Origin of the sequence: Micromonospora trifolii, assembly GCF_022229005.1 — a bacterium.
Taxonomy (GTDB): Bacteria; Actinomycetota; Actinomycetes; order Mycobacteriales; family Micromonosporaceae; genus Micromonospora; species Micromonospora trifolii.
This window is the reverse complement of record NZ_JAKKFD010000015.1, coordinates 1-24,741: the sequence shown is the minus strand read 5'-3', so window position 1 is coordinate 24,741 and position 24,741 is coordinate 1. Positions and strand designations below refer to the sequence as shown.

Sequence of the window (24,741 nt, the reverse complement as noted above, 5' to 3'; positions counted from 1 at the left end):
CGGGTCGCTGTCGTCCGCCACGGGTCAGGCGGCGGACGGCAGCACCCGGTTCACCCTCGACCAGGCTGTCGTCTGGTACTGCTAGGTTCGCCGCCGTGGAGATCGAGGAGCCGGGGCTCACCGAGCAGATCCAGGACCACGTCCGCCGCCAGGTGGCGCTTGCCGAATTGCCGGCCGCCGCGATCGTCGCCGCGACGATTGAGTACCTGCACGGTGAGGCGAACCCGGCGGAGGTCGAGGCCCACGCCTGGCCGGTGGTGACCGAGGAGTTGAGCGCGCACCTGGCCGCCCAGGCGCAGTGGCCGGAGGTCACCGACAGCGACCGGCTCACCGCGGCGTTCCGGACGCTCTCGGCAACTGGGCTGGTGGCCCGGGAAAACTTCGCCTGCTGCCAGAACTGCGGCGTCGCCGAGATCGGCGACGAGGTGCCGCGCGGACGCACGGCACGGGGGTACGCGTTCTATCACCAGCAGGACGCCGAGCGCGGCGTCGACGGCTCCGGCGTCTACCTGACGTGGGGCCTCTTCGGGCAGCCCGCAACTGTCGACGTCGGCGAGGAGATCGCGGCCGCGTTGCGCGCCGAAGGGTTGACGGTGCACTGGGACGGCCACACCGGCACCCGGATCAGGGTCTCGCTGAGCTGGCAGCGACGCCGGATCGGTCGGCTGGCCGCGCTGCCGGCCAGCGTCGACGACGACATCGACATCGACGTGGCGCTGCTGGACCAGTGGACGGGGTTGGACGCCCCGACCGAGGGTCTGTCGTCGGCCGCCCGGCTCGCGGGCCTGCACCTGCCCTGGTTGCCTGCCGGCGTACGGATCCGGGTTGCTCATGAGGACGCCGCTGTCGTCGTTCGGCGGGAGGGGGACACCCTGGTGGGCACGTACCCCGAGCAGGGCGGGCGGGAGCTGACCGTCGGCCGGTACTACGGCATGGAGCTGATCCGGCGGTTGGCCGGAGGGTCGGTGCATGCGGTCACCCAGCCGGCCCCGCCCGATTTCCTCGAGGCGACCTACCAGCACCGCGACGGCACCCAGAAGGACGTGCCGCTGGACGCGGCCGAGGCATGTCTGCTGCTCCGCTCGATGCGGCCGCTGAGCAGGGACTTCCTGACCGCCTTCGGTCGCTCCGGGGGCTGCGTGCAGGTCGCTTGGGAGCGCGACGGGCTGTGGCTGGAAGAGCTGGACACCGCCCGGGCCACCTCGACAGGTCGGATCGCCACAGTGCCCGAGGCCGAACGGATGCTCACCGCGCTCGCCACCCAGGACCGCGTCGCGATCGACGAGCTGGGCGGCGACCTCGTGACGAAGCGCTGGTGACAGCCGACTGACGGGTGCTGGTCAGGCGGCGGGCGGCAGCACCTTGGCGATCAGTTTGGCCAGCTCGCGCAGCGCCTTGCCCCGGTGGCTGATGGCGTCCTTCTCCGCCGGGGTCAGCTCTGCGTTGGTCCGGTCCTGTCCGTCGCCCAGGAAGATCGGGTCGTAGCCGAACCCGCCGTCACCGCGCGGCGCACGCAGCACCCGCCCGGACTGCCGGCCGTCGACGAGGTGCTCCTTGCCACCGGGCAGCACCAACGCCACGGTGCAGACGAACGAGGCGGCCCGCTGCTCGTCGGGCACGTCGCCGATCTGGTCCAGCACCAGCTGAAGGTTGGCCCGGTCGTCGCCGTGCTGGCCGGACCAGCGGGCGCTGAACACCCCCGGCATGCCGTTGAGCGCGTCGACAGCGAGGCCGGAGTCATCGGCGATCGTCGGCAGCCCGCTCTGCCGGCAACCCTCCCGCGCCTTGATCAGCGCGTTCTCGCCGAAGGTCAGGCCGGTCTCCGGCAGCTCCGCGTACTGCTCGATGTCGTCCAGCCCGAGCAGGGCGATCCGGTGCGCGCCGAGGGCGCCGTCGAGGATCCGCTGCAGCTCGACGAGCTTCTTGCGGTTACGCGTGGCGAGCAGGACCTTGTTCATGCGAGTGCCTTCCGCTGGGCTTCGGCCAGATCCGCGCAACCCGCGACGGCCAGGTCGAGCAGGGCGTCGAGCTGGTCGCGGGCGAACACGCCCGCCTCGCCGGTGCCCTGCACCTCGACGAAGTCGCCCGCGCCGGTGCACACCACGTTCATGTCCACCTCGGCGGCGACGTCCTCCTCGTAGCAGAGGTCGAGCCGGGCCTCCCCGGCGATGATCCCCACGCTGACCGCGGCCACCGAACGGTGCATCACCTTCTCCGGCTTACCGGCCAACGACTTCCGGGCGGCAAGCCAGCCCACCGCGTCGTGCAACGCGACGTACGCGCCGGTGATCGCGGCCGTGCGGGTGCCACCGTCGGCCTGGAGCACGTCGCAGTCGAGGACTATCGAGTTCTCACCGAGGGCTTTGAGGTCGATGCTGGCCCGAAGGCTACGGCCGATCAGCCGGGAGATCTCGTGGGTGCGACCACCGACCCGGCCCTTGACGCTCTCGCGGTCGGAGCGGGTGTTGGTGGCCCGGGGCAGCATCGCGTACTCGGCGGTCACCCAGCCGAGCCCGGAGCCCTTGCGCCAGCGGGGCACCCCCTCGGTGACGCTCGCCGTGCAGAGCACCCGGGTGCCGCCGAACTCGACGAGCACCGAGCCCTCCGGATGGGTGCTCCAGCCTCGGGTCAGGGTCACCGGTCGAAGTTGAGAGGGCCCTCGCCCGTCAGGTCGCGCCATCCCTGCACCCTATGCGGTGCGGCGATCCACCTCGCTCGCGGTGCCCATGGGAACGTCCGCGCCGTGCACACCGAGGAACCCGCCGACGGGCCCGGTCACGAGGCGGCCGGCAGGCCGACGGTGGCGGCAACGGCGCGTACCGCGTGGTAGTGCCCGATCAGCTCGTCGCCGACCGCCGCCCAGCTGCGGCGACTGACAGCGACCCGGGCGGCCAGCCCGTAGGCCCGCCGCCGGTCGGCGTCGCCGGTCAGCTCGGCCACCGCCGCGGCGAGCGCGTCGCCGTCGTTCGGCGGCACCAGCAGGCCGGTCACGCCGTGGTCGACGAGGTCGACCGGGCCGCCGCTGGCCGGCGCCACGACCGGGACCCCGGAGGCCAGCGCCTCCTGGATGGTCTGGCCGAAGGTCTCGTGCGGTCCGGTGTGCACGAACAGGTCCAGGCTGGCGTAGAGCCGCGCCAGGTCCTCGCCCTGCTGCACGCCCAGGAACGTCACCCCGGGCAGCTCGCGCGCCAACTGGCGGTGGGTCGGGCCGTCGCCGGCCACCACCACCCGTACGCCGGGCAGTCGGGACGTCGCCGCCAGCAACTCCACCCGCTTCTCCGGGGCGAGCCGACCGACGTAGCCGACCAGCAGCTCACCGCCGGGCGCCAGCCGGCTCCGCAGCGTCGCGCACCGCTTGGCCGGATCGAAGCGAACCGCGTCCACACCGCGCCGCCACAGCCAGATCCGCTGTACCCCGTTCGCGATCAGGTCGGTGGCGGCCCGAGTGGAGGGGGCGAGGGTGCGCTGCGCCGAATTGTGGATCTCGCGGATCCGCCGCCACGCCGCGGCCTCGCCCCAACTGACGCGGTACGCCCGGGCGTACGCCGCCACATCGGTCTGGTAGGCCGCCACAGTGGGCAGCCCGTGCCGGCTGGCCAGCGTGGCCGCCCGGGCGCCCAGGACGAACGGACTGGCCAGGTGGACCACGTCCGGCTCGGCCGACAGCAGCGCCCCGGTCAGTCGGGTGTTGGTCGGCACACCCAGCCGGAAGCCCTGGTAGCGGGGCAGCGGCACGCTCGGGATGCGCACCACCGGGTACGGCAGCCGGTCGATGTTCTGCCGGCCGGCGGCCGGCGGGGCGGGCGCGATGACGACCGGCTCATGGCCCTGGTCGAGCAGGTGCTCCGCCGTCCGCACCACAGAGTGCGCGACGCCGTTCACATCCGGTGGGAACGACTCGGTCACGATGGCGATCCGCATGCCCACACCGTGCGGGTGCCGCTGGTGCGCCAGACGACCGCCCGCTGACCGGCTGGCGAACAGTACGGCACAACACCGCGGCCGGGCCTCGCAAACCGGGACTCGGTGCGTCAGATGTCGTAGCTGGCGCCGGGCCGGACCACCTCGAGCGGCCCGGCGTACGCCGAAGCGGCCGACTCAAGGGTGTGCGCCTCGCTGCCCCAGGCGGGCACCAGGTGGGTGAGCAGCAGCCGGCCCACAGCGGCCTTGGTCGCCGCCTCACCGGCCTCCCGACCGGTCAGGTGCAGATCCGGCGGATTGTCCATGCCGTCGAGGTAACTGGCCTCGCAGAGGAACACGTCGGCGTTCTGGGCCAGCCGCAGCAACGCGTCGCAGGGTGCGGTGTCCGACGAATAGCACAGCGAACGACCGTCGTGCTCCAGCCGCACACCGTACGTCTCGACGGGGTGGTTGACCCGGTCGACGGTGACGGAGAACGGGCCGATCGGGAAGGCGCCCGGCTGGAGCGCGTAGAACTGGTACACGTCCTCCACCGAACCGTCGTCGCCGTACGCGGCGCTGAGCCGGTCCGGCGCGCCGGCGGGCGCGTACACCGGCAGCGCGGGGTAGGGGCCGTCCGGGGCGTACCGACGCACCACCACGTACAGCACGGCGTCGAACATGTGATCACAGTGCAGGTGGGTCAGCAGGATGGCGTCCGGGGCGTGCAACCCCGCGTACCGCTGGAGGCTGGACAGCGACCCCGAACCGAAGTCGACCAGGAGCCGGAAGCCGTCGGCCTCGATGAGATATGCCGAACAGGGTGACTCGGGGCCAGGGAAACTGCCGGCGCTTCCCAGAACGGTCAGTCGCATCGAGTGGTCTCGCTGTCACTGTCAGTAGCACCCGCACCGGCGATGGTCCCGGCCATGATCTCTACCGACGCGTACGCCACGCTGCGCAGCCTACGCTGGCGCACCCGGCAGCAAGAATCATCCAACGGAAGTTGTCACGAACGTGACACCCGCTCGCGGTACGTCGGGAAGCGCACGGGCCGTCGACGAATGTCGACGGCCCGTAGTCGGCAGACCAGATCGGTCAGGCCCAGAGCTGCCCCTCCAGGGCGTCCTCGGCATCGGCGAGTGTGCCGCCGTACGCGCCGGTGGACAGGTACTTCCACCCGCCGTCACAGACCACGAAGGCCACGTCGGCCCGCCGGCCGTCGCGCACCGCCTCGTGCGCCACCGCCAGCGCGGCGTGCAGGATCGCACCCGTGGAGAACCCGGCGAAGATGCCCTCCACCTCCACCAGCTGGCGGGTACGCAACACCGCGTCCCGGGTGCCGACCGAGAACCGCCGGGAGAGCACCGAGGCGTCGTAGAGCTCCGGAACGTACCCCTCGTCGATGTTGCGCAGGCCGTAGACCAACTCGCCGTAGCGCGGCTCGGCGGCCACGATCTGAATGCCCTCGACCTTTTCCCGCAGGTAACGCCCGGTGCCCATCAGGGTGCCGGTGGTCCCCAGCCCGGCCACGAAGTCCGTGATGCTGGGCAGGTCGTGCAGGAGCTCCGGCCCGGTCGTCTCGTAGTGCGCCCGCGCGTTGGCCTCGTTGCCGTACTGGTAGAGCATCACCCAGTCGGGGTGCTCGACGGCGATCTGCTTCGCCGTGGCGACCGCCTGGTTGGAACCACCCGCCGCCGGCGAGAAGATGATCTCGGCCCCGTACATCCGGAGCAGCTGCACCCGCTCGGTGGAGACGTTCTCCGGCATCACGCAGACCAGCCGGTAGCCGCGCAGCTTCGCCACCATTGCCAACGAGATGCCGGTGTTGCCACTCGTCGGTTCGAGGATGGTGTCACCCGCACGGAGCCGGCCAGCCTCCTCCGCCGCCCGGACCATGAACAGCGCCGCGCGGTCCTTGATGCTGCCGGTGGGGTTGCGGTCCTCCAGCTTGGCCCAGAGCCGCACCGGAGGGGCCCCGTCGGGCACCGTCGGGGAGAGTCGGGGCAGGCCGACCAGCGGCGTACCCCCGGAGGCGTCGAGCAGGCTGTCGTACCGCGCCATGGCGGCCGACCTCAGCGAGCCGCGACAGCGGCGCTGTGCGAGCTGATCGCCGCAGCGGCGGCGAAGCCGAACGCGCCGCCGGCCACGGCCGGCAGGATGGTGACACTGTCACCGTCGGAGAGCTTCGCGTCCAGTGCGCCGAGGAAGCGGACGTCCTCGTCGTTGACGTAGACGTTGACGAAGCGGTGCAGCGTGCCCGCGTCGGTGATCAGCCGGCCGCGCAGACCGCCGTGCCGGGAATCCAGGTCGGTGAGCAGATCGGCCAGCGTGTCGCCGGTGCCGTCGACGACCTTGGCGCCGCCGGTGTAGCTGCGCAGGATGGTGGGGATGCGAACCTCAATAGCCATGATGTGGAAACTCCTCGATCGGGTGTGGCTACGGTGACGGGACGAGCGGGCTGCGGCGCTGACAGGTCAGCGGCCGGAACACTCGTAATCGACCGTCGCCGGGCTCTGCCCGAACATGTAGGACTGGACGGCGTGCGGGTCGACACCCGCCTCCACGACACGCACCGGCTCCTCGGTGATCACGCCGTCGACGATCCGGAACGACCGGATCTCCTCCGAGTCGGGCTCACGGGTCGAGACGAGCAGGTAGTGCGCCCCCGGCTCACCGGCGAAGGAGACATCCGTCCGCGACGGGTACGCCTCGGTGGCGGTGTGCGAGTGGTAGATGACGACGGGCTCTTCGTCCCGGTCGTCCATCTCCCGCCAGACGCGCAGGTGCTCCATCGAGTCGAACTCGTAGAAGGTCATCGACCGCGCGGCATTGTCCATCGGGATGTGCCGGGTCGGGGTGTCGCTGCCGACGGGACCGGCGACCACGCCGCACGCCTCGTCTGGGTGATCCCGGCGCGCGTGGGCGACGATCGCGTCGATGATCGACCGGTCGATGCTCAGCACGTGCACCAGCCTAACGCCTGCCGGGCACGGGCCGAAGTGGTGCCGGTCACCCCTAGTCGATCAAGGCGTTGAGCAGCGACTCCTGTAGATACCCGAGATAGGCGTAGACCGAAAGCTGGAACACCCGGCTGGAACCGGGATCCTCAGCGACCGCGTCGTCCAACTCCTCGCCCAGATCGGTGCCGTCCTTGATCTCCAGGCGGACGCCCATCGCGAGCCGGGCGTCGTTCAACGCCCGCAACCACGCCTCGGCGGCCTCGGCGTCCAACCGCACCTCGCCGCTGGCCTCGTCCGGCAACGCCGCCAGGATCGCCCCCGCCTGATCGATCTTCGCGGTCTTCAGGTCGCCCTCGGTGTAGCGGCGAAACTCTGCGGTGTCCGGAGCGTCCTTCGGGTAGACCGCCGGAAAGAGCCGGCCGACGACCGGGTCGGTGTGGTCGAAGCCGTCGGTGAGCAGACCCACCACCTCGGAGGCGACCTTGCGCAGCACCCGCACCTCGTCGACGGCGAAGACGGCGACGTAGCGACCGGCCTGGCGATGGAACATGCTCATGATCTGTCCACCGTCGCCCACAGCCCGTACGCGTGCAGCTGCGACGCGTCGTGCTCCATCCGTTCGCGGGCACCTGTGGAAACCACGGCACGGCCCTTGTGGTGCACGTCCAGCATCAGCTGTTCGGCCCTCTCCCGGCTGTAGCCGAAAAGCTTCTGAAAGACCCAGGTCACGTACGTCATCAGATTGACCGGGTCGTCCCACACGATCGTCACCCACTGCCGGTCGGACGCCGGCACCTCGTCAGTGTCCGGCGTCTCGACCGGTGCAACCTGCGGAGCCGCCATGCCCCCCATCGTGCCACCGGTTTCCCGGAACCGAGGAACCGGAACGCCGGCCCGGCGCGGATCACCCACCCCGGGCCCTCCCGACCCGCCCCGGACGCCATCGGAGGCGGGGTCCGGGCCGGACCCGGACCAACCGGTGGGCGCGCCGTCAGGCGAGCAGAATGCCGTGATCGACTGCATCGGAGAGCACCACGCCCAGCGAGAGGCGGATCACCTCGAACCGTCGGGAGATCTCCCTGGACAGACCCAGCTCGACCTCGCGCACCGCCCGTTGGGACCAGGCCCGTGCCGCGCTTTGGTCGTCGTTGCCGGGCGTACGCCACTGCTGCCAGCAGCCGCCGGAGAGCGCCACAGCGACCGGCGGAAGCACCTCGTCCCGGGAAGCCGCCGGATAGCTGGCGGCGGCGTCGATCGCCTCCAGGCCGGTCAACTCGGCCACGCCCGCCGTGCTGGTGATCAGCAGAACCTTGTCCAAATCGTGGCCGGGCCGGTGATCGGCCAGGCCGTACCGCACGGCGGCGGCGATCCGACGTCGCACGCCCTCGGACGGCGGCACCCCGAGCACCTGGGACGCGACGTCGGTCACGATGCCGCGCACCGCCTGATCGCACTGCGCGGTGGCCAACAGCGACAACGCCGCCATCTCCCGGTCGAGGAGATCCGGTAGGCCGACGCAGCCGACGCCGAACACGATCTCCTGAACGGCCCGCAGGTGGATGTTCGCCAACTCCAGGGCGAGGTGCTGGCGGATCCGTTGAGCACACGAGCGGGCGTGGCGGTCGAGCCGCTCGGACCAGTCACCCGGATCGGCGGCCACCCCGACGCGGCCCTGCTGGCCCGGTAGGACCGGCGGGTCGACGCTGGCCCGCTGCAACCCCTCACGCGACGCCCAACCCACCAGCGCCCGCCGCAGGTCGGCGGCGGTGTCGGCGTCGTCGACCGGGAACCACCGCGCGCCGGCCAGCGACGGCACCGCGGCCAGGAGCGCCGCCCGATGTGCCTCCACCGTCACCGCTACCGCGTCCACCTCGGTCTCCGCACCCCCGACCGGCGGGACGGACGCCCCCGCGCCCTCCGTAGTCGCCGTGCCGTCGGTCAGCGGAGCCCACCCCGCCGCGCCGGGGGTGACCGCGAAGACGACCTCCACCGAGGTGGGGGCGACTTCGGCCAGCAGGTTCAACTCAGCGGCGGTGAACGCCTGGTCGGCGGCGATCACGAAGAGCAGCGCGCCGGCTCGGCCCACCGCTTCGAGCAGCACCCTGGTGCCGGACACACCGAGGGTGGCGGTATCCGGAACGTCGATCAGGGTGAAGTGCCGCAGCAGCGGCTCGGGCACGCTCAGCTCGACACGCCGGGGCGGGCGGGCCAAAGCCGGACCGGCGGCGTCCCGGTCCGCGCCGTACGAGTGCGGCAGGCGGTAACCCGGCACGAACGCGGCCCGGGTGGGCACCTTGGCGTCGCGCACCACCAACCAACTGCCCGCCGGCACGGTGAGCATGACCGGGTCGAGCCCGAGCAGGGTGGCCAGCACGGCACGCCGCTCGGCACCGGCCGGGCCGACGGCGACCACACCGAGCGGCTCGTCCGGTGCGGCGCCGGACACGCCGACCCGGGTGGGGAGGGGGCCGCAGGCGGGTAGGTCGGTGGGGCCGGTCATGTCGCCCGGCGAATCGACCGAGGGGAGAGGGCCCTGCTTCATCAGGTGCCTCCCGTTGCAGGTGACCGGAGGTCCGGTCGCGAAAATTCCGGTACGTCAACCCGGATGTTCGGAAGACTACGGGCGGGCTGGCAACCGGGCGGAACACCTCGAATACTCACCGGTAATTGTGCGATTACTCAACTTCGCACGGTGACGGTACGGGCGCGGACGGATTCCGGTCGATATGCTGCGCGAATGAGTCGATGGGAGTTCGTCGGCCGCACGGATGAGCTCAACCGCCTGCTGGAGGCGGTGACCGGTGAGGCCGGCCGCGGGCTCTTCTTCAGCGGCAGCGCTGGCATCGGCAAGAGTCGCCTGCTGCGCGAGGGCGTGGGCGCGTTGCCCACCGACCGGTTCGCGATCTGGTCCATCGCCGCCAGCGCCACCACCGCGGCGCTGCCGTTCGGAGGGTTGGTCCAGGTCCTTCCCGCCGAGCAGCCCCAGGGCCTCTCCCCCGCCGGCATCCTGCGCTGGGCGCTCAACGTCCTGCAACAGCAGGCGGCCGGCCGACGGATCGTGCTCGCCATCGACGATGCCCACCTGCTCGATCCCCCCTCGGCCGCACTGGTGCACCTGGTCGCCCGCGCCGAGAACGCCACAGTGGTCGGCACCCTGCGCGACGGCGAGCAGATCCCGCTGCCGATCCGCGCACTCTGGACCGACGACCTGGTCGAACACGTCGAGCTGACCCCGATGCCGCAGGCGGAGACCACCGACCTGCTGGCGGCGATCCTGGGCGGCCCGGTCGACGCCGGCTCCGCCGACCGGCTCGGCCGACTGTCGGCCGGCAACCCGCTGCTGCTGCGCGAGCTGGTGCACGCCGCCAACGGCAGCGCCGAGTTGAAGCGCACGTACGGGATCTGGAAGTGGACCGGTCGACTGGAGCTGGCGCCCAGCCTGACCGACCTCATCGACACCCGGGTCGGCAAGCTCACCGACGGCGTCCGCGCGGTCGTCGAGCTGGTCGCGTTCGGCGAACCACTGGGTCTGCACCTGCTGAGGCAGGCCGCCGAGCAGTCGGACGTGGAGACCGCCGAGGAACGTGGGCTGATCACCGTCATCCAGCACGACCGGCGCACCAACGTCCGGCTGGCGCACCCGCTCTACGGCGAGGTGATGCGCCGCCGCTGCCCGGTCAGCCGCACCCGCCGACTTCAGGCACACCTCGCCGAGCTGCTCGAACAGGTCGGCAAACGCCGCCGCGACGACCTGTTGCGGGTGGCCGTCTGGCGACTCGACTCCGGCACCGCACAGGACCCGGCTCTGCTGCTGGACGCCGCGGTGCAGGCGTTCACCCGCTACGACGTGCCGCTGGCGACCCGCCTGGCGCGGGCCGCGCTGAACGCCGACGGCGGCTACGACGCGGCTGAGCTGCTGGCCACCATCCTGATGTTCGCCGACCGGCCCGACGAGGCGATCGACGTCCTCGACTCGGTCACCCCCGAGCCCGGCGACGAGCGGCGGCTCTGCCGGTGGCTGACCGTCCGCGGCATGGTCAGCTACTGGGGGCTGAGCCGTGAGTCCACGGTGGAGGAGATCGCAAGCCGGGTCGAGCAGCTCAGCGACTCCGCCGACCGGTCCCGGGTGCACGCCTTCGAGGCGATCATGCGCCTGCACCGACTGGACACGGCCACCGCGGTGCAGCTCAGCCGACGAGTACTGGACCGGCCGGCGGCCGGTGTCGCCGCCCGCGAGCTGGCCCGTTCCACCATCGCGTACGTCCAGGCCGCGCAGGGCGAGCTGACCCGCAGCGGTACGGCGATCGCCCAGGTGCACTCGGCCGCGGCGAGCTGGCGCACCGACATGCCGTACCTCCAGTTGGCCCTGGAGCTGGCCCGAGGCACCCGGCTCATGCTCACCGGCGACCTGGCCGGGATCGACGCGATAGTGGCCGACGAGTTCGCCGACCTCGCCGGAGCCGGCGACTTCCGTCTCGGCACCGGCTACCTGGCCATCCTTCAGGCGTATGCGGCCCGGCTGCGGGGGCAGAGCGACCTGGCCATGCGGACCTCGCTGGGCGCCTGCGCGGTGCTGGCCACGAGTCGGGTCTACGCCGGTCTGGCTCAGGCCGAACGCGCCCAGGCGGCGGCGCTGCGCGGTGACGCGGCACAGGCGGTTGCGGCGATGGCCGAAGCCGACCGCACCCACGCGCCGGGCATGGCGGTGCTCTACCCGTGGCTGGAGCAGGCTCGGGGCGCGTCGCTCGCCGCCTCGGGTGACCTGCCGGGCGCTGTCAAACACCTCGGTGACCTGGTGGATCGGCTGCGCTCGGACGGCTTCGCCGGGCACGAGGTGCATGTGCTGCACGACCTCGTCCGACTCGACCAGGCGGGCATGGCGGTCGGGCCCACCTGCTCCGATGGTGGCCGGCGCACCGTCGCGCAGCGCCTCGCCGAGCTCTCCGAGCGGGTCGACGGGGTGCTGCCGCCGCTGCTGGCCCGGCACGCCCGCGCGGCGGTGACCGACTCCCCCACCGATCTGCTCGCGGTCGCCGACGACTACGCGGCCCTGGAGTTGACCGTGTACGCCGCCGAGGCCACCTCCCAGGCCGTCCAGCGGCTGCGCCAGCAACACTCGGCTGCGGCGAACGACGCCCGGGAGCGCCTCGCCGGGTTACTCGGGCGCTGTGACCTGATCCGGACGCCGGCGCTCCAGGCCGGCGCGCCAGTGCTCACCGAACGGGAGTGGCAGGTGGCGCGCCTCGCCGCGCACGGCGCCCCCAGCCGGGCCATCGCCGAACGGCTCTACCTCTCGGCGCGCACTGTGGAGAACCACCTCCAGCGGATCTACGCCAAGCTGGGCGTCACCGGCCGGGCCGAGCTGTGGGCGGCGTTACGTTCGATCCCGGGCCACGACGGCGGCGACCCGAGCTGAACCTTAGGCTGGGGCGGTGAGCATCCACCGCCCCGCGCTCCTGACCGACCACTACGAGCTGACGATGGTCAGCGCGGCACTGAAGGACGGCACCGCCGACCGCCGATGCGTCTTCGAGGTGTTCAGCCGCCGGCTGCCCAGCGGCCGCCGCTACGGCGTGGTCGCCGGAACGGCCCGGCTGATCGAGATGATCCGCGACTTCCGGTTCGACAGCACCGAGGTCGAGTTCCTGCTGCGAACCGGTGTGGTCGACGAGACGGCGGCGGCGTGGCTCACCGACTACCGCTTCACCGGCGACGTCGACGGCTACGCCGAGGGTGAGCTGTTCTTCCCCGGTTCACCGATCCTCACCGTCTCCGGCGGCTTCGCCGAATGTGTGGTGCTGGAGACGGTGGCGCTGTCAGTGCTCAACCACGACAGCGCGGTGGCCGCCGCCGCGGCCCGGATGGTGACCGCGGCGCGGGGCCGGGCACTGATCGAGATGGGGTCGCGTCGGGCGCACGAGGAGGCGGCGGTGGCCGCGGCGCGGGCCGCGTACCTGGCCGGGTTCCGGTTCACGTCCAACCTCGCCGCCGGCGCGCGCTACGGCATCCCGACGGCGGGCACGGCGGCGCACGCGTTCACCCTTCTGCACGACGACGAGCGGGCGGCGTTCGCCTCGCAGGTCGCCACGCTGGGCAAGGACACCACGCTGCTGGTCGACACGTACGACATCAGCCAGGGCATCCGCAACGCCATCGCGGTGGCCGGGCCGGACCTGCGGGCGGTACGGATCGACTCCGGCGATCTCGCGGTGATCGCCCAGCAGTCCCGGGAGTTGCTCGACTCGCTGGGCGCCACCGAGACCAAGATCATCGTTTCCGGTGACCTGGACGAGTACGCGATTGCCGCGCTGGCCGCCGAACCGGTGGACATGTACGGCGCCGGCACGGCCGTTGTCACCGGCTCCGGGGCACCGACCGCCGGGCTGGTCTACAAGCTGGTCGAGGTCGAGGGACGGCCGGTGGTGAAGCGCTCCGAGCACAAGGCCACCATCGGCGGCCGGAAGGTCGCGGTCCGCCGGCACAAGCCGACCGGCACCGCCACCGAGGAGGTCATCGTCCCGCAGGGTGTTCCGGACCGGCAGCCCAACGACCGCCTGCTCCAGCAGTCGTACGTGGTCGCCGGTGAGTCACTGCCGCTGCCCACCCTCGACGAGTCACGGGAGCACCTGCGGGAGTGCCTGATCTCCATTCCGTGGGAGGGGCTGAAGCTCTCGGCCGGCGACCCGGCCGTGCCGGTCACCGTCGTACCCGCTGGCTGAGTCATCCCCCGAGCGCCACCGACCGACCGTGCGGAGAGAGGAAACCCCCCGATGGCCAACGCGCTGATCATCGTGGACGTGCAGAACGACTTCTGCGAGGGCGGCTCGCTGGCCGTCGCCGGCGGCGCAGGGGTGGCCGCCGGCATCTCCCGGCTGCTCGCCGCCGAACCGGAGCGGTGGACGCACGTTGTCGCCACCAAGGACTACCACGTCGACCCGGGTGCCCACTTCGGCGATCCGCCGGACTTCGTGGAGTCCTGGCCCCGGCACTGCGTGGTCGGCACCAGCGGTTCGGAGTTCCACCCGGAACTGGACACCGGCCGGGTCGAGGCGATCTTCCACAAGGGCGAGCACGCTGCGGCGTACTCCGGTTTCGAGGGGCACGCCGACGACGGTGAGTGCCTGGCCGACTGGCTGCGCCGACACGACGTGGACCGGGTCGACGTGGTCGGCATCGCCACGGACCACTGCGTCCGGGCGACAGCGCTGGACGCCGCCCGGGAGGGTTTCGCCACCACAGTGCTGCTGGAGTTGACCGCGGCCGTCGCCCCGGCGACCACCGACGTGGCCCTGCGCGCGATGGAGGGTGCCGGGGTGATCATGCACGGCCAGCCTGTGATCAGTGCCGCATGAGGCGCTAATTGGCTGGCCAAGGAGCCGCCGCCGGTCGAGGATGACGCCGGAGGTACGGACCCACGTGAACATGAAGCCTTACCGGCGGGCGCTTGCCCTGCCGGGCCTGCGGTCGCTGCTGGTGGTCGCCGTCCTCGCCCGCATCCCGCTCACCGCGACCGGGGTGACGCTGACCTTCCACGTGGTGCTCGACCTCGATCGGGGCTACGGGGCGGCGGGCCTGGTGGGTGCGGCGGTCACCGTGGGCGCGGCGATCGGCGGGCCGCTGCTCGGTCGACTCGTGGACCGGCGTGGACTGCGCCCCGTCCTGGTGTTCACCGGGATCGCCGAGGCGATCTTCTGGTCCACCGCGCCCACGCTGTCGTACCCGGTGCTCCTGCCGGCCGCCTTCGTGGCCGGTTCCCTGGCCCTGCCCATCTTCTCCGTCGTTCGTCAGTCGATCGCCGCGCTGGTCCCCGAGGACCAACGCCGCCCGGCCTACGCACTGGACTCGATGTCGGTGGAGCTGTCCTTCATGATCGGTCCGGCATTGGCTGTGGCGCTGGTCACCGCGATCTCCGCGCAGACCACCATGTACCTGGTCGGTGGCGGCATCGTCGCCGGCGGGATCGCCCTGTGGGTGGTCAACCCACCGATCCGGGAGGCCACCCAGCCCACCGGCCCACAACGCCGGGTGCCGCGCCGGGAGTGGATGACCCCCCGACTGCTCGCCGTCCTGGCGCTCAGCGCCGCCGCGACCCTGGTGCTCGGCGGCACCGACGTCGCGGTGGTCGCCGTCCTGCGGGCCAGCGGCGAGGTCGGGTGGACCGGCGCGGTCCTGGCCATCTGGGCGATCGCCTCGCTGGCCGGCGGCTTCGCCTACGGGGCCGTGCACCGCTCGTTCTCCCCGCTGGCACTGACCGCCGCACTGGCCGTGTGCACAATTCCGGTGGGGCTCGGTGGTGCGCACTGGTGGCTGCTGTGCCTGGCGCTGATCCCCGCCGGCGCGCTCTGCGCGCCGACCATCGCCGCCGGCTCGGACGCGGTCAGCCGCCTGGTGCCGGCCGAGGTACGCGGCGAGGCGATGGGTCTGCACGGCTCCGCGGTCACCGTCGGCATCGCCATCGGCGCGCCGCTCGCCGGCGCGGTGATCGACGCCAGCGCGCCACTCTGGGGCTTCGTGGTGACCGGGGCGCTGGGCGCGCTGGTCACCCTGGTGGTGCTCCCGATCGAGTTGCGCCGCCGCCGCAACGCCGAAGCGGCCACCCCACCGCCCGTCGAGGCCGACCTCACCCCCGCCGTCCACTGACGGCCGCGCCCACGCCACCGACGGCGGCCAGTCGGGTGTCCGCCGGGCAGCCGGCCCCCATGCATGCCGGAGAGCCTGATGTCTGTGGGTCATCAAGATGACCCACAGACATCAGACTCTTCAGGCACAGAGCCCCTTTCGGAGCCAGACCGGCTAGAGCGGCCGAACCGAGCCCAGCCAGGAACGGGCGGGCGGGGCGCGGGAGTGACATTGGCCGGATATGGCGACGGGCGCCGCTCCCGGTGTCCCGGGGGGCGGCGCCCGTCGTACTGCTGAGCTTGAGCGTCAGTGCCTGTCGGCGTCGCTCGCGGTGTCCTCGCGGTAGCTTGCCCCGCCGTCCGACTCGCTGGTGAGCGGCTTGGCGCCACCCTCCGGCGGGCCGGCCAGGCTCTGGCCACCGGCCGCCAGCTCCGGGAACTTCATGTCGAACGCCGGCCGCTCGGAGCGGATCCGCGGCATCCGGTCGAAGTTGCGCAGCGGCGGCGGGCTGCTGGTCGCCCACTCCAGCGAGTTGCCGTGACCCCAGGGGTCGTTCACCTCGACCACCGGGCCGGTCTTGTACGACTTCCAGCAGTTGTAGATGAACGGCAGCGTGGAGATACCGGTGATGAACGCGCCGATCGTGGAGATCGTGTTCAGCGTGGTGAAGCCGTCGCTGGGCAGGTAGTCGGCGTACCGACGGGGCATGCCCTCGTTACCGAGCCAGTGCTGCACCAGGAACGTGGTGTGGAAGCCGATCATGGTGAGCCAGAAGTGCACCTTGCCCAGGCGCTCGTCGAGCATCCGGCCGAACATCTTCGGGAACCAGAAGTAGATGCCCGCGAAGACCGCGAACACGATGGTCCCGAAGAGCACGTAGTGGAAGTGCGCCACCACGAAGTACGAGTCCGACACGTGGAAGTCGATCGGCGGGCTGGCCAGCAGCACACCGGTGAGACCACCGAAGAGGAAGGTGACCAGGAAGCCGACCGCCCAGAGCATGGGCGTCTCGAAGCTGATCTGGCCCCGCCACATGGTGCCGATCCAGTTGAAGAACTTCATACCGGTCGGCACGGCGATCAGGTAGCTGAGGAAGCTGAAGAACGGCAGCAGCACCTGACCGGTGGCGAACATGTGGTGCGCCCAGACGCTCATGGAGAGCGCGGCGATAGCGACGGTCGCGGCGACCAGACCCTTGTAGCCGAAGATCGGCTTGCGGGAGAAGACCGGGATGACCTCGCTGATGATGCCGAAGAACGGCAACGCCACGATGTAGACCTCGGGGTGCCCGAAGAACCAGAACAGGTGCTGCCAGAGCATCGGCCCACCGGTTGCCGGGTCGTACACGTGCGCGCCGAGGATGCGGTCCGCGGCGAGCGCGAAGAGCGCGGCGGCCAGCAGGGGGAAGACCAGGATCACCAGAAGGCTGGTGACCAGGATGTTCCACGTGAAGATCGGCATCCGGAACATGGTCATGCCCGGCGCGCGCAGGGTCAGCACCGTGGTGATCATGTTCACGGCACCGAGGATGGTGCCCAGGCCGGAGATGGCCAGACCCATGATCCACATGTTGGCGCCGACGCCCGGCGAGTGCTCGACGCTGCTCAGCGGCGCGTACGCGAACCAGCCGAAGTCAGCGGCACCACCCGGAGTGAGGAACCCGGCGGTCGCCATCGTGCCGCCGAACAGGTACAGCCAGTAGGCGAAGCTGTTCAGTCGGGGGAAGGAAACGTCGGGCGCGCCGATCTGGATCGGCACGATGTAGTTCGCGAACGCGAACACGATCGGCGTCGCGAAGAACAGCAACATGATCGTGCCGTGCATCGTGAAGAGCTGGTTGTACTGCTCCGGCGACAGGAACTGCAGCCCGGGTCGGGCCAGCTCAGCACGCATGACCAGAGCCATCAGGCCACCGATCATGAAGAACACGAACGCGGTGATCATGTACATGATCCCGATTTGCTTCGCGTCCGTGGTTCGCAGCAGCCGCGCGATGGCCGACCCCTTGACCGGCTCCCGGACCGGCCAGGGCCGGGTCACGACCGGCTTGGGTGCGACGGTGGTCACGAGTGGCCTCCGGTTCTCGGTTGTCCCGCTCGGCACACGCTGGTTATCGGCGGGCCGTCATCCGCAAGGAGGATAGTCCCCGGCAGGTCGCAGCGCCGCGTGGGGTGGCGTGACACGATCTACTACGGGCCTACAGCGGGCCGAGCAGGAGCCGGTAGTGCTCCCCGAAGATCCGGCCGCCGCGCCCGCGCAGCAGCGGGTCGCGCAGCGCCGGCGGCACGTCCCTGGTCCGGTTGCGGTCCCGGGTCCGGTCCCGCACCCATCGGGTACGCGGACGGCGACGACTTTCGTACGCCACGAGCGCCGCCTCCACGCTGTTGGCGGCGCGCAACGACTCGGCCAGCACCACGGCGTCCTCCAACGCCATGGCCGCACCCTGCGACAACGTCGGTGCTGTGGCGTGCGCGGCGTCGCCGACCAGCAGCACGCGCCCCCGGTACCAGCGGCCCAGCTCCACCTCGTCGGTGATCCCGACGTGCACCTCGTCGAGGGCCGCCAGCACCTCGGGGACCGGGCCGCGGTAGTCGGCGAAGAGGTCCCGCAGCCGGGCCAGCGGGTCGGCGGGTTCCTCGGTGCCGGCCTCGTCGGCGTAGAGGTGCAGCCGCCCGGCACCGATCGGCACCATCAGGAACCCGGAGCGCTGGCCGAGCAGTGCGGTCCACTCGGTGACCGGCGGGCCGTCGCGCAGGACGGCCCGGTAGACCACCTGCCCGACCGGGCGCGGCGGCCCACCGAGCGCGGCCAGCGCACGGACCGAGGATCGTGGCCCGTCGGCGCCGATGACCAGGTCGTACTCCGTGGTGGTGCCGTCGGTGAAGGTGACGCCGACAGCGCCCGGGAGCAGGTCCAGGGTGCGGACCTCGGCGCCGTGCCGGACCGCGCCGCCGGCACCGCTGAGCAGCACCCGGTGCAGGTCGGCCCGGGGTAGCGCACGGCACTCGCCGACGCCGGCCCAGAGGGCGTCGAGGTCGACCTCGCAGAGTTGCGCGCCCGCGGCGTCGAAGAACCGCTGCCGGCGGATGACCTGCCCGATCGGCCGGACCGGGTCGTGCAGGTCGAGCCGGTGTAGCGCGCGGGCGGCGTTGCCGGGCAGGTAGAGACCGGTCTCGGTGGACTCCCCCGGGGGCAGCTTGTCGGTGACGTCGGGCCGGAAGCCTGCCAGGCGCAGCGCCCGGGCGACGGCCAGGCCGGCGATGCCCGCGCCGACGACGAGGATGCGCAGGGGGGAGCCACCCATGGTGGTGTACGCCTCCGGAGGGGGAGCGGCACGCGTTGGAGGCAACACGCTACTCGGAGCGATCGGTGCACACCAGGCCCAATCGGCCCGCACCCCTCCGCTCGTCGGTGGCCCGCGTCGCTTGGCTGGCCGTCCGCCGCCGGCCGTCCGGGCGGGGATGGCAATCCTCACAATTCACCAGTTCGACGCGGACGGTTGCGCAGCAGTTTCAGGCATGTAAATGTGTCGTTGAGCGTGGGAGCGCTCCCGCACTACCCCACCACATCCGGCGCCCGGCACGCGCCGAGTCGAGGAGTGTCATGAAACGTCAACTTCGGGCCCTGGCCGCCGCCGGGTTGCTGGTCGCCAGTTCACTGGTGGCAGTGGCCCTCGGCGGCAGCGCCTCCGCCGACACCCAGATCTGCGAACAGTACGGCTCGACAGTCATCGGGGGCCGCTACGTGGTGCAGAACAACCGCTGGGGCACCACCGCCCAGCAGTGCATCAACGCCACCAACAACGGCTTCGAGATCACCACCCTGAACGGCAGCAGCCCCACCAACGGGGCGCCCACCGCGTACCCCTCGGTGTTCTTCGGTTGTCACTACACCAACTGCTCCCCCGGCACGAACCTGCCGATCCAGGTGAGCCAGATCAGCAGCGCCACCAGCAGCATCTCCTACCGCTACGTCAGCGGTGCCACCTACAACGCGTCGTACGACATCTGGTTGGACCCGTCGCCCAAGCGGGACGGGGTGAACCAGATGGAGATCATGATCTGGCTCAACCGGCAGGGTCCGATCCAGCCCATCGGCTCGGTCGTCGGCACCACGAACCTGGCCGGCCGCACCTGGGAGGTCTGGCGAGGCAGCAACGGCTCCAACAACGTCATCTCCTATGTCGCGTCGTCGGCGATCTCCAGCCTGAACTTCAGCGTGCTGGACTTCATCAACGACACCCGCAACCGGGGCGCGATCACCAACTCCTGGTACCTGACCAGCATCCAGGCCGGCTTCGAGCCCTGGCAGGGCGGCGTCGGCCTCGCGGTGACCTCGTTCTCGGCAAACGTCAACGGTGGCGGCCAGCCGCCGACCAACCCGACGACCCCGCCGCCGAGCGGTGGCGCGAGCTGCGCGGTGAAGTACACGGCGAACTCGTGGAACAACGGCTTCACGGCCGACGTGCAGATCACCAACACCGGCTCCAGCGCGCTCAACGGGTGGACGCTGACCTACGGCCTGCCCGGCGGTCAGCAGGTCACCAACGCCTGGAACGCCACTGTGAGCCAGAGCGGATCGACGGTGACCGCCCGGAACGTCGGCCACAACGGGTCGGTCGCACCCGGGGGCACGGCCAGCTTCGGCTACCAGGGGACGCTGAGCGGCTCGTACTCGTCGCCGACCAGCTTCTCGCTCAACGGGGCAACCTGCTCCCGATCGTGAACTGACGGTGGGGGCACGACCATCCGGGTCGCGCCCCCACCGCTTGCGAGATCAGGGTCAGACGCGGGTGAGGCGCACGGCGTCGGCGATGACCAGGCCGGTGGTGTTGCTCCACCGGCTCACGCCCACCCGGTTGGCGTCACCGGCCGGGAGTGCGAACGTGCCGAGGATTCGCCACTGCCCGCCGGTGGCCCGTTGGTCGACCCGGACGGTCTGGTTGCCGGCGCTGGTGGCGACGATGTACGGGGCGGCGCTGTTGTAGCCCGAGTTCGCCGGCCACCAGGCTTCGACCCGGTAGCTGGCGGTGGCCGGGACGTTGAACCGGTACCACGCGACGTCGCTGGCGGCGACCGGGTCCGCGTAGCGGTAGTCGGCGCCGTACCGCTGGCTGGAGTACGACGACACGCCCCAGTTGGCGCTGGCGGTGAACCGACCGCTGGTGGTGTTGTCCACTGTGGAGGACCAGGCTGTGCCGCCGCCAGCCATTCTCGCCGCCACGTCGGCGCGCATGACGTTCAGGTCGATGAAGGACGGGTCGATCTTGCCGGAGGTGCTGGTCTCCCGGTGCCCCCGGGCGTAGCTGCTGTCCCGGCCGAGCCGGGTGAGCACGGCGGCGGTGGCGGCGAGCGACGCGTTGTACTGCGCGGCCGTCATCTCCTGGTTGACGCCGTTGTAGTCGATCTCCCATCCGATCATCAGGGTGTTGCCGTCCCCGGCCGGGATCGGCCCGCTGCCGCCGCTGACCCCGGCGTGGTTGCACCGGCCGGCGGAGATGACGTGAAAGACACCGTTGTAGTCGACAAGCGCCTGACACAGTGGGCCCGGCAGGTCGGACCGGCCATTGATGCAGATGCCGAGCGCCGGGTGCGGGTTGCTGGCGCTGGAGGTCGAGGCGGTGTGGTGCCAGAGCACCCCGATCGGGTCGAAAGAGCCGGGCCGCATCCGGTTGAGCCAGTCCCCCTCGACCACGACCTGGACCCCGGCGGCGCGCAGCACGTCCACCAGCCAGGGAATCGTCGCCATCAGGCGTCCTGAAGCAGGTCGGCGAGGCACTCGGCCTTCGGCGCCGCGCTGGCCGCGGCGGGTCGGGCGACGACGGTCAACGCGGCGACCACCAGGGCGGGGATGCCGAGCACCCCACGGCGGCGCAGACGGATGGACGGGGTTCGGGCCATGGCGATCCTCCAGCGACGGCGGGTACGAACGGATCGACGAACGTGATGACGGGCACGCTATACCGTCACGTACGTCGATGTCGATACCCTTCATGGCCGCGTCGCAGGCTGAAGGAATTCGCCGATTCAGACCTCGCCGAGCGCGTCGATGTCGCGCATCTCCTCGGCCGTGAGCGAGAAGTGGAAGACATCGAAGTTGGCGGTGATCCGCTCCGGGGTCACCGACTTCGGGATCACCACGATCTCGTGGTCGATGTGCCACCGCAGCACCACCTGCGCGGGGGAGACGCCGTGCGCGGCGGCGATCCTGGTCAGCACCGGGTCACTGAGGTCGCTGGTCTTGAACGGGCTGTACCCCTCCAGCACCACCCCCCGGTCCCGGTGCTCGGCGTGCCGCTGCCTGTCGTACAGCGACGGGCTCCACCGGATCTGGTTGACCGCCGGGTTCTCCTCGGTGGATTGGATCAGCTCGTCGATCTCCGCGGTGCTGTAGTTGCTCACCCCGACCGCCCGGGCGAGGTTCTCGTCGCGGGCGGCGAGCAGCTCGCGCCACAGCGGAATGCTGTCCCCCGGCGACGACGGCGGCCAGTGGATCAGCCAGAGGTCCACGTACTCGACGCCGAGCGCCTCCAGGCTGGCCTCCAGCGTCGCGCGCTCCCGGCCCACCCGGTCCGGCGGGAGCTTTGTGGTGATGAAGAGATCCTCCCGACGCAGCCCGCTCTCCCGCACGGCCCGGCCGACCTCCCGCTCGTTGCCGTACACGGTGGCGGTGTCGAGGTGCCGGTAGCCGGTGTCGAGCGCGGCCAGCACGGCGTCGTAACCGGCCTGGCCGGTGGCCTGCCAGGTGCCGAAGCCGAGCAGGGGCATCCGCACGTCACCGGGGAGCAGGGCGGTGGGCTGGTCGGTGAGGTCCATGAGGTCCGTTCTACCCCGCCGCGCCCCCCGCCGCCGAGCGAACCGGACACTTGGAGGGCGTGAGCAGCGTCGACGTGCCGTACGCGCAACGCCGGGAGCTGCTCGATGGGCTGGTCTTGGCCGGTACGCAGTGGAAGACTCCGCCGTGGTTCCCGGGCGCGGGCGACGAGGCCCTGCGTGCCGGCCAGGAACAGGGCCTGCCGGGCGTGGTCGCCAAGCGACTGGACTCGGTCCACCAGCCGGGGCGGCGCAGCCGGCACTGGCTGAGCATCGACGCGGTGTGACGGCGAGGAGCGACGTGTACCTGACCCACCTGGACTGCCCGCGCTGCGGCAAGGAGCACGCCGCCGACCGGCTACAGAATCTCTGCGAGTGCGGATCGCCGCTGCTGGCCCGCTACGACCTGCCGGCCGTGGCGAAGGCGGTCACCCCGGAACGCTTTCCACTGCGCCCGGCCGACCTGTGGCGCTACCGGGAGGTGCTGCCGGTCGCCGACCCTCGGCACGTCACCACGCTGGGTGAGGGCTGGACGCCACTGTTGCGCGCCCCGGCGTACGGCACCGAGATCGGCATCTCCGACCTGATGGTCAAGGACGAGGGGTTGATCCCGACCGGCTCGTTCAAGGCCCGGGGCGCGGCGGTCGGGGTGAGCCGGGCCCGCGAGCTGGGCGTCGAGCGGATCGCCATGCCCACCAACGGCAACGCCGGCTCGGCCTGGGCCACGTACGCCGCGCGGGCCGGAATGGGCGCGACGATCGTCATGCCGCTGGAGGCGCCGAGCATCTGCCGGCGCGAGTGCGTGGCCGCCGGCGCCGACCTGCGCCTGATCGACGGGCTGATCGGCGACGCCGGTCGGCGGGTGGCCGAGCTGATCGCGGAGTCGAACGGGGCGATCTTCGACGCTGGCACGCTGCGCGAGCCCTACCGGCTGGAGGGCAAGAAGACTATGGGGTACGAGATCGTCGAGCAGCTCGGCTGGCAGACGCCCGACGTGATCATCTATCCGACCGGCGGTGGGGTCGGCCTGATCGGCATCCACAAGGCGCTGCACGAGCTGCGCGAGCTGGGCTGGATCGGCGACAAGCTGCCTCGGCTGGTGGCGGTGCAGTCGACCGGCTGCGCGCCGATCGTGCGCGCCTTCGCCGCCGGCGAGGATCGGGCGCAGCCGTGGGCGGACGCGCACACAGTGGCGTTCGGCATCACAGTGCCGGCCCCGCTGGGCGACGAGTTGATCCTGGCGGCGCTGCGGGAGTCCTCCGGTACGGCCGTCGCCGTCGACGACACGGACATCCTGGCCGATCTGCGGGACTTCGCCGCCCGGGAGGGGCTGCTGCTCTGCCCGGAGGGGGCGGCCTGCCTCACGGCGGCGCGCCAACTGCGCGCGGGCGGGTGGATCCGGGCCGGCGAGCGGGTGGTGGTGCTCAATACCGGCGCCGGGCTGAAGTATCCGGACACTGTCGACGTCTCCGGCGTACCCCTGATGGGGTGAGGTGACGGCACCCCGCGGACCGGGCGGTCCGCGGGGTGCCGTCGTGCCGGCCTACTGGTAGGTGATGTCCGAGGGCGAGTAGAGGCAGTTGACGCCGTCGGCGCCCTCGCCGATCTCGGTTGGCTCGCTGCCCTTCGGCACCCCCTTGTACTTCACGCAGATCGAGGTCTCCCGGTCCGGGTCGCCGACGATGGTGATCCGGCTGAACCGGGCGGTGTCGCCCCAGTTGGTGTTGATGCCGGCGATCGCGTCGGTGTTCCGGACGATCACGTTGTCGAACACCACGTGCCGCTGGTACGACGTGGAGCAGTTGCCGCAGGCGCGGTAGAGCTTGCCGGCGTTCTCCACCCGGAAGTTCTTGATGTAGACGGTGCCCGAGCCGTTGTGCTGGAAGACCTTGTCGCTGGCAGAGCGGGCCCCGCCGCCGTCGACGGTGTACGTGGTGCCACCGCGGAAGGTGGCCGCGTCCTCGCCGACGTCCTCCCACCAGACGTTGATCAGGGTGCAGTTGCCCTCGCAGTGCACGCCGTCGCCGGCCGGGGCCCCGATGATCACGTTGCGCAGTGTGGCGCCGGCGGCCAGCTCGAACATCGGGTCCTGGCTCTCGCTCTGCCCACCGTCACCGATGCCGTAGTAGCGCTTGAGCCCACCGTCGAAGGTGCCGGAGACCGCGATCGTGGCGTCCACCTTCTGGCTGCTGGTGGGCGTCGGCCAGCCAGCCGGCGGAGGTGTGGTGGTCGGTGGTGGCGTGGTGGTCGGTGGCGGAGTGGTGGTCGGCGGCGGCGTGGTCGGGGTTCCGCCGCCGGAGGAGTCGCCCGCCACGTCGTCGAGGCCGCCACTGGCGTACGCGGTGACCAGCCCGATCCGGCCCGCCCCGGCCAGCCTGTTGCCGCCGGCCGCGCTGTGCGTGCCGTTCACGCAGCCGCCGATGGTGCTGCCGCTAGTCGCGATGCGC

At 71.3% G+C, this 24,741-nt stretch carries 23 protein-coding genes and 1 pseudogene; 8 read left to right on the top strand and 16 right to left on the bottom strand.

Annotated elements, in window-relative coordinates:
* Positions 1-95: 95 nt before the first annotated feature.
* Positions 96-1,319: a DUF6891 domain-containing protein gene (locus NIE79_RS10180; protein ID WP_238678307.1), complete on the top strand. Its 1,224-nt coding sequence runs from the start codon at positions 96-98 to the stop codon at positions 1,317-1,319.
* Positions 1,320-1,340: 21 nt separating this feature from the next.
* Here NIE79_RS10180 and rdgB read toward each other — a convergent pair whose 3' ends face one another.
* The 10 genes from rdgB to NIE79_RS10130 form a co-directional block, all read right to left on the bottom strand.
* Entirely contained in the window at positions 1,341-1,958 is a 618-nt protein-coding gene (rdgB, locus tag NIE79_RS10175; protein ID WP_238678306.1) for an RdgB/HAM1 family non-canonical purine NTP pyrophosphatase, read from the bottom strand.
* Entirely contained in the window at positions 1,955-2,680 is a 726-nt protein-coding gene (rph, locus tag NIE79_RS10170) for a ribonuclease PH (protein WP_238678305.1), read from the bottom strand. The genes rdgB and rph overlap by 4 nt, the downstream gene beginning before the upstream one ends.
* Before the next feature lie 95 nt (positions 2,681-2,775).
* Positions 2,776-3,921: a glycosyltransferase family 4 protein gene (locus NIE79_RS10165; RefSeq protein ID WP_238678304.1), complete on the bottom strand. Its 1,146-nt coding sequence runs from the start codon at positions 3,919-3,921 to the stop codon at positions 2,776-2,778.
* 110 nt (positions 3,922-4,031) lie between these two features.
* A complete protein-coding gene (locus NIE79_RS10160) occupies positions 4,032-4,775 on the bottom strand; it encodes an MBL fold metallo-hydrolase (RefSeq protein WP_238678303.1) in 744 nt (247 codons plus the stop codon).
* Between the two features lie 223 nt (positions 4,776-4,998).
* Complete coding sequence (locus tag NIE79_RS10155; RefSeq protein ID WP_238678302.1) at positions 4,999-5,964, bottom strand: PLP-dependent cysteine synthase family protein; 966 nt, start codon at positions 5,962-5,964, stop codon at positions 4,999-5,001.
* Between the two features lie 11 nt (positions 5,965-5,975).
* The gene (locus NIE79_RS10150) at positions 5,976-6,311 is read right to left on the bottom strand and encodes a MoaD/ThiS family protein (protein ID WP_238678301.1); all 336 of its coding nucleotides are present in this window, start codon (positions 6,309-6,311) and stop codon (positions 5,976-5,978) included.
* A 66-nt stretch (positions 6,312-6,377) separates the two neighbouring features.
* Positions 6,378-6,866, bottom strand: a complete 489-nt coding sequence (locus NIE79_RS10145; protein ID WP_112736296.1) for a M67 family metallopeptidase — start codon at positions 6,864-6,866, stop codon at positions 6,378-6,380.
* Positions 6,867-6,918: 52 nt separating this feature from the next.
* Positions 6,919-7,419 carry a DUF2017 domain-containing protein gene (locus NIE79_RS10140; protein WP_238678300.1) on the bottom strand — a complete coding sequence of 167 codons (501 nt, stop codon included), beginning with the start codon at positions 7,417-7,419 and terminating at the stop codon, positions 6,919-6,921.
* Positions 7,416-7,706, bottom strand: a complete 291-nt coding sequence (gene clpS / locus NIE79_RS10135) for an ATP-dependent Clp protease adapter ClpS (protein WP_088946433.1) — start codon at positions 7,704-7,706, stop codon at positions 7,416-7,418. The genes NIE79_RS10140 and clpS overlap by 4 nt, the downstream gene beginning before the upstream one ends.
* Before the next feature lie 148 nt (positions 7,707-7,854).
* Positions 7,855-9,405, bottom strand: a complete 1,551-nt coding sequence (locus tag NIE79_RS10130; protein WP_238678299.1) for a P-loop NTPase family protein — start codon at positions 9,403-9,405, stop codon at positions 7,855-7,857.
* Positions 9,406-9,600: 195 nt separating this feature from the next.
* On the opposite strand from NIE79_RS10130, the gene NIE79_RS10125 reads away from it, so the two are divergent.
* From NIE79_RS10125 to NIE79_RS10110, 4 genes are read left to right on the top strand one after another with little or no spacing between them, the layout of a single operon-like run.
* Positions 9,601-12,279 (top strand): LuxR C-terminal-related transcriptional regulator, encoded by a 2,679-nt coding sequence (locus NIE79_RS10125; RefSeq protein ID WP_238678298.1) that lies wholly within the window; start codon positions 9,601-9,603, stop codon positions 12,277-12,279.
* Positions 12,280-12,295: 16 nt separating this feature from the next.
* Positions 12,296-13,582: a nicotinate phosphoribosyltransferase gene (locus tag NIE79_RS10120; RefSeq protein ID WP_238678297.1), complete on the top strand. Its 1,287-nt coding sequence runs from the start codon at positions 12,296-12,298 to the stop codon at positions 13,580-13,582.
* Positions 13,583-13,633: 51 nt separating this feature from the next.
* Complete coding sequence (locus tag NIE79_RS10115; RefSeq protein ID WP_238678296.1) at positions 13,634-14,215, top strand: isochorismatase family protein; 582 nt, start codon at positions 13,634-13,636, stop codon at positions 14,213-14,215.
* A gap of 40 nt (positions 14,216-14,255) precedes the next feature.
* Positions 14,256-15,503 (top strand): MFS transporter, encoded by a 1,248-nt coding sequence (locus tag NIE79_RS10110; RefSeq protein WP_238678295.1) that lies wholly within the window; start codon positions 14,256-14,258, stop codon positions 15,501-15,503.
* 285 nt (positions 15,504-15,788) lie between these two features.
* Here NIE79_RS10110 and ctaD read toward each other — a convergent pair whose 3' ends face one another.
* Both ctaD and NIE79_RS10100 read right to left on the bottom strand, forming a co-directional pair.
* A complete protein-coding gene (gene ctaD / locus NIE79_RS10105) occupies positions 15,789-17,549 on the bottom strand; it encodes an aa3-type cytochrome oxidase subunit I (RefSeq protein ID WP_238678294.1) in 1,761 nt (586 codons plus the stop codon).
* 130 nt (positions 17,550-17,679) lie between these two features.
* On the bottom strand, positions 17,680-18,786 hold the full coding sequence (locus NIE79_RS10100; protein WP_238678293.1) for an FAD-dependent monooxygenase: 1,107 nt from the start codon (positions 18,784-18,786) through the stop codon (positions 17,680-17,682).
* Between the two features lie 299 nt (positions 18,787-19,085).
* Here NIE79_RS10100 and NIE79_RS10095 point away from each other — a divergent pair, with 299 nt between their 5' ends.
* Positions 19,086-20,207, top strand: a complete 1,122-nt coding sequence (locus NIE79_RS10095) for a glycoside hydrolase family 12 protein (protein WP_238678292.1) — start codon at positions 19,086-19,088, stop codon at positions 20,205-20,207.
* 57 nt (positions 20,208-20,264) lie between these two features.
* Here NIE79_RS10095 and NIE79_RS10090 read toward each other — a convergent pair whose 3' ends face one another.
* The 3 genes from NIE79_RS10090 to NIE79_RS10080 form a co-directional block, all read right to left on the bottom strand.
* Positions 20,265-21,230: a golvesin C-terminal-like domain-containing protein gene (locus tag NIE79_RS10090; protein WP_238678291.1), complete on the bottom strand. Its 966-nt coding sequence runs from the start codon at positions 21,228-21,230 to the stop codon at positions 20,265-20,267.
* Positions 21,230-21,382, bottom strand: a complete 153-nt coding sequence (locus NIE79_RS10085; protein WP_238678290.1) for a hypothetical protein — start codon at positions 21,380-21,382, stop codon at positions 21,230-21,232. The genes NIE79_RS10090 and NIE79_RS10085 overlap by 1 nt, the downstream gene beginning before the upstream one ends.
* Before the next feature lie 126 nt (positions 21,383-21,508).
* Complete coding sequence (locus tag NIE79_RS10080; protein ID WP_238678289.1) at positions 21,509-22,297, bottom strand: aldo/keto reductase; 789 nt, start codon at positions 22,295-22,297, stop codon at positions 21,509-21,511.
* Positions 22,298-22,347: 50 nt separating this feature from the next.
* Between NIE79_RS10080 and NIE79_RS10075 the strand changes: the two are divergent.
* Both NIE79_RS10075 and NIE79_RS10070 read left to right on the top strand, forming a co-directional pair.
* Positions 22,348-22,581, top strand: a pseudogene (locus NIE79_RS10075) (DNA ligase-like domain-containing protein); the annotation flags it as partial.
* A gap of 14 nt (positions 22,582-22,595) precedes the next feature.
* Entirely contained in the window at positions 22,596-23,786 is a 1,191-nt protein-coding gene (locus tag NIE79_RS10070) for a threonine synthase (protein WP_238678397.1), read from the top strand.
* 51 nt (positions 23,787-23,837) lie between these two features.
* Here the strand turns inward: NIE79_RS10070 and NIE79_RS10065 are convergent.
* On the bottom strand, positions 23,838-24,741 hold a 904-nt coding region (locus NIE79_RS10065), incomplete at its 5' end, for a pectate lyase (protein ID WP_238678288.1).